Source organism: Klebsiella sp. Ech2A (assembly GCF_030078455.1).
Classification (GTDB): domain Bacteria; phylum Pseudomonadota; class Gammaproteobacteria; order Enterobacterales; family Enterobacteriaceae; genus Klebsiella; species Klebsiella terrigena.
In genome coordinates, this window is sequence record NZ_JAQGFU010000265.1 from 1 (window position 1) to 4,753 (window position 4,753).

Below are 4,753 nucleotides of genomic sequence, written 5' to 3' on the forward strand. Positions count from 1 at the left end.
ACGCTGATTGGCCGCCTGCTGCACGATACCCGCCAGATCTATGAAGATCAGCTCTCATCGCTGCACAACGATAGCAAGCGTCACGGAACCCAGGGCGAGAAGCTGGATCTGGCGCTGCTGGTGGATGGCCTGCAGGCGGAGCGCGAGCAGGGCATCACTATCGACGTGGCCTACCGCTATTTCTCTACCGAAAAGCGCAAGTTTATTATCGCCGACACCCCGGGGCACGAGCAGTACACCCGCAATATGGCGACCGGCGCCTCGACCTGCGATCTGGCGATCCTGCTGATTGACGCGCGTAAAGGCGTGCTGGATCAGACCCGTCGTCACAGCTTTATTTCGACGCTGCTGGGCATTAAACACCTGGTGGTGGCGGTGAATAAAATGGACCTCGTGGCGTTCAGCGAAGAGCGCTTTAATCAGATTCGCGAAGAGTATCTGACCTTTGCCGAACAGCTGCCTGGCGACCTCGATATTCGCTTCGTGCCGCTTTCCGCGCTGGAAGGGGACAACGTTGCCAGCCAGAGCGACAAGATGGCCTGGTACAGCGGCCCGACGCTGCTGGAAGTGCTGGAAACCGTTGAGATCCATCGCCAGGTCGAAAGCCAGCCGCTGCGTTTCCCGGTGCAGTTTGTTAACCGTCCAAACCTCGATTTCCGCGGCTTCTCCGGCACCGTAGCCTCCGGCACCGTGACGGTCGGCCAGCGTCTGAAGGTACTGCCGTCGGGCGTGGAATCCAGCGTGGCGCGCATCGTGACCTTCGACGGCGACCTGCTGGAAGCCGGCGCCGGGGAAGCGATCACCATCGTGCTGAAGGATGAGATTGATATCAGCCGCGGCGACCTGCTGGTCGATGCGCAGGTATCCCTGCCGGCCGTGCAGAGCGCCAGCATTGACGTGGTGTGGATGGCTGAACAGGCGCTCTCTCCGGGCCAGAGCTTTGATATCAAAATTGCCGGCAAGAAAACCCGCGCCCGCGTGGACGGCATTCGCTACCAGGTTGATATTAACAATCTGACCCAGCGGGAAGTGGAATCGCTGCCGCTTAACGGCATCGGCCTCGTGGATTTGACCTTTGACGAGCCGCTGGTGCTGGACAAATACCAGAACAACCCGGTGACCGGGGGGCTTATTTTTATCGACCGTCTGTCAAACGTGACCGTCGGCGCCGGCATGGTGCGTGAACCGCAGGAGCACGCTCAGGCGTCCGCTTCGTCGTTCAGCGCGTTCGAGCTGGAGCTTAACCAGCTTATTCGGAAGCATTTCCCGCACTGGGACGCTCGCGATCTGCTGGGAGGCAAGTAATGGCGCAGCATGACGAAAACGTCGTCTGGCACGCCCATCCGGTCACTCAGCAGCAGCGCGAGCAGCGCCACGGCCATCGCGGCGTGGTGCTGTGGTTTACCGGGCTCTCCGGCTCCGGTAAATCGACCGTTGCCGGCGCGCTGGAGGAGGCGCTCCAGCAGGCCGGCGTCAGCACCTATCTGCTGGACGGCGATAACGTTCGCCACGGCCTGTGTAGCGATCTGGGCTTTAGCGACGACGATCGCAAAGAGAACATCCGCCGCGTGGGTGAAGTGGCTAAGCTGATGGTTGAGGCCGGGCTGGTGGTCCTGACGGCCTTTATCTCCCCGCACCGTGCCGAACGGCAGACGGTGCGCGAGCGGCTGGGGGAAGGGCGCTTTATCGAAGTGTTCGTCGATACGCCGCTGGCCATCTGCGAGGCGCGAGATCCGAAAGGGCTGTACAAGAAGGCGCGCGCCGGCGAATTACGCAATTTCACCGGGATTGACTCCGTGTATGAAGCGCCGGAAAAGGCGGAAATTCATCTGGATGGTGAACAATTGGTAACAAATTTGGTGCACCAACTATTAGACCTGCTCAGACAGCGAGATATTATCAGATCCTGAAACGGTGGCGGCACTGAGATACTGGTCGCCCGGTGAACAGGATTTGATATGCGTAATACCCAGAACCTCAGTATGATTCGTTCAGAACCACCTCCGGTGGCGAATGACGAGACCACCTGGTCTTTGTCAGGCGCCGCCGTGGGATTTATCTCGTGGCTGCTGGCGCTGGGTATTCCCTTCCTCATCTATGGCAGCAACACGCTGTTTTTCCTTCTCTACACCTGGCCGTTCTTCCTCGCACTGATGCCGGTCGCCGTGGTGGTCGGTATTGCGCTGCATTCGCTGTTGAATGGTAAACTCCTCTATAGTTCCTGCGCGACGATTTTGACTATCGGCCTGATGTTCGGCCTGCTGTTCCTCTGGCTGCTGGGATAGTCCTTTTGGCGTATGAATCAAGCCTGGGTATCGACGACAAAAATGTGGTACAGTCCCCGCGTTACGCGGCATCGTCCGCGCGTCCGCGGTCCGCGCGTCCGCGCGTCGGAGTAGAATGCTCGGGCGAGTTATCGGATGATGATGCCGTTTTTCAGGGGGCAGGATGGGTAAATTAACGCTGCTATTATTGGCTTTGCTGGTCTGGCTACAGTACTCGCTGTGGTTCGGTAAAAATGGTCTGCATGACTATAGTCGGGTTAATGACGATGTCTCCGCTCAGCAGGACACTAACGGTAAACTAAAAGCGCGCAACGATCAGCTGTTTGCGGAAATCGACGACCTCAACGGCGGTCAGGAAGCGATCGAAGAACGCGCGCGCAACGAGCTAAGTATGACCCGCCCGGGTGAAACGTTTTATCGTCTGGTCCCGGATGCGTCTAAGCGCAATCAGGGTTCGGCGCAGAATAATCGATAAATAAGCCCAGGATTACGACATGGCAGCCACTTTTCCGGGCGTTTGCGCCGTGGTGCCGGCGGCCGGTTTTGGCCGTCGTATGCAAACGGAATGCCCGAAACAATATCTCTCAATCGGTAACAAAACGATTCTCGAACACGCGGTCGCCGCGCTGCTGACCAACGCCTGCGTCGAGCGCGTGGTGATTGCCGTCAGCCCCGGCGATGTCCGCTTTAGCCAGCTGCCGCTGGCCTCCCACCCGCAGATTACCGTTGTTGACGGCGGCAGCGAACGCGCCGACTCCGTGCTTGCCGGCCTGCAGGCGCTGCCCGATGCGCAGTGGGTGCTGGTGCATGACGCCGCGCGCCCGTGCCTGCATCAGGACGATCTCACCCGCCTGCTGGCGCTGCGCGAAACCAGCCGCGTTGGCGGCATCCTGGCGGCACCGGTCCGCGATACCATGAAGCGGGCTGAACCCGGCAAGGTCGCCATTGCCCATACCGTCGATCGCAACGACCTGTGGCATGCGCTGACGCCGCAGTTTTTCCCGCGTGAATTACTCTTTAACTGCCTGACGCGTGCGCTCAACGAAGGCGCAACCATCACCGACGAAGCGTCGGCGCTGGAGTACTGCGGCTTCCATCCCGAACTGGTAGCCGGACGCGCTGATAATATTAAAGTGACGCGCCCGGAAGACCTGGCGCTGGCAGAATTTTACCTTACCCGTTCCCGACACCAGGAGAAGGCTTAATGCGAATTGGACATGGTTTTGACGTACACGCTTTTGGCGGTGAAGGCCCAATCATTATTGGCGGGGTGCGCGTTCCTTACGAGAAGGGGCTGCTGGCCCACTCCGATGGCGACGTTGCGCTGCATGCGCTAACCGATGCCCTGCTGGGCGCGGCGGCGCTGGGGGACATCGGTAAGCTGTTCCCGGACACCGATCCGGCCTTCAAAGGCGCCGACAGCCGCGCGCTGCTGCGCGAAGCCTGGCGCCGGATTCAGGCGAAAGGCTATATCCTCGGCAACGTTGACGTCACCATCATTGCCCAGGCGCCGAAAATGCTGCCGCATATTCCGCAGATGCGCGTTTTCATCGCCGAAGATCTTGGCTGCCATATGGACGACGTCAACGTGAAGGCGACGACCACCGAAAAGCTCGGCTTTACCGGGCGCGGCGAAGGCATTGCCTGTGAAGCGGTGGCGCTGCTGCGTAAGGCGGCGCAATGATCGCCTTCAACGAACTCACTTGGCTGCACGGAAAACCGCAGGGGCAGGGGCTGCTGAAAGCCAGCCCGGAAGACTTCGTGGTGGTAGAAGACCTCGGCTTTGAGCCCGATGGCGAAGGCGAGCACGTGCTGGTGCGGATCCTCAAAAAGGAGTGCAACACGCGCTTCGTCGCGGACGCGCTGGCAAAATTCCTTAAAATACATGCCCGGGAGGTCAGCTTTGCCGGGCAGAAGGATAAGCACGCGGTAACCGAACAGTGGCTCTGCGCCCGGGTGCCGGGTAAAGAGATGCCCGACCTCAGCAAGTTTCAGCTCGAAGGCTGCCAGGTGCTGGAGTACGCGCGCCACAAGCGCAAGCTGCGCCTTGGGGCGCTGAAGGGCAATCAGTTCACCCTGATCCTGCGCGAAGTCAGCCACCGCGATGATGTCGAGCAGCGCCTGCAGGCCATCGCTGCCGGCGGCGTGCCGAACTATTTTGGCGCTCAGCGCTTTGGGATTGGCGGCAGCAACCTGCTGGGCGCGCTGCGCTGGGCGGAGAGCGGAGCCCCGGTGCGCGATCGAAATAAACGCAGTTTTTGGCTCTCGGCGGCGCGTAGCGGCTTGTTTAATCAGCAGGTCAGTATTAGATTAAAAAAAACAGAATTTAATCAGGTTGTTGATGGCGATGCGCTACAATTAGCGGGGCGCGGCAGCTGGTTTGTCGCTGCGCCTGAAGAGCTGGCGGAACTGCAGGGGCGGGTTGGTAACCGCGAGCTGCTGATTACCGCTGCGCTGCCGGGTAGCGG

The 4,753-nt window shown here is 59.9% G+C and carries 7 protein-coding genes; all 7 read left to right on the forward strand.

The features are described 5' to 3' along the window. Window positions 1-1,305, forward strand: a 1,305-nt coding sequence (gene cysN, locus PFH44_RS24960) for a sulfate adenylyltransferase subunit CysN (RefSeq protein WP_283826491.1), incomplete at its 5' end; no start/stop codon positions are given. Beyond that, on the forward strand, window positions 1,305-1,910 hold the full coding sequence (gene cysC / locus PFH44_RS24965; RefSeq protein WP_133600386.1) for an adenylyl-sulfate kinase: 606 nt from the start codon (window positions 1,305-1,307) through the stop codon (window positions 1,908-1,910). The genes cysN and cysC, both read left to right, overlap by 1 nt. A gap of 48 nt (window positions 1,911-1,958) precedes the next feature. Continuing rightward, the gene (locus tag PFH44_RS24970) at window positions 1,959-2,285 is read left to right on the forward strand and encodes a DUF3561 family protein (protein WP_041146946.1); all 327 of its coding nucleotides are present in this window, start codon (window positions 1,959-1,961) and stop codon (window positions 2,283-2,285) included. 163 nt (window positions 2,286-2,448) lie between these two features. Then, a complete protein-coding gene (gene ftsB / locus PFH44_RS24975; protein WP_045857570.1) occupies window positions 2,449-2,760 on the forward strand; it encodes a cell division protein FtsB in 312 nt (103 codons plus the stop codon). A gap of 19 nt (window positions 2,761-2,779) precedes the next feature. Continuing rightward, window positions 2,780-3,490, forward strand: a complete 711-nt coding sequence (gene ispD / locus PFH44_RS24980; protein WP_045857574.1) for a 2-C-methyl-D-erythritol 4-phosphate cytidylyltransferase — start codon at window positions 2,780-2,782, stop codon at window positions 3,488-3,490. Then, window positions 3,490-3,969, forward strand: coding sequence for a 2-C-methyl-D-erythritol 2,4-cyclodiphosphate synthase (gene ispF, locus PFH44_RS24985; RefSeq protein WP_283826492.1), 480 nt, complete (start codon window positions 3,490-3,492; stop codon window positions 3,967-3,969). Before ispD ends, ispF begins: the two co-directional genes overlap by 1 nt. Beyond that, window positions 3,966-4,753, forward strand: a 788-nt coding sequence (gene truD, locus PFH44_RS24990; RefSeq protein WP_283826493.1) for a tRNA pseudouridine(13) synthase TruD, incomplete at its 3' end; no start/stop codon positions are given. The genes ispF and truD, both read left to right, overlap by 4 nt.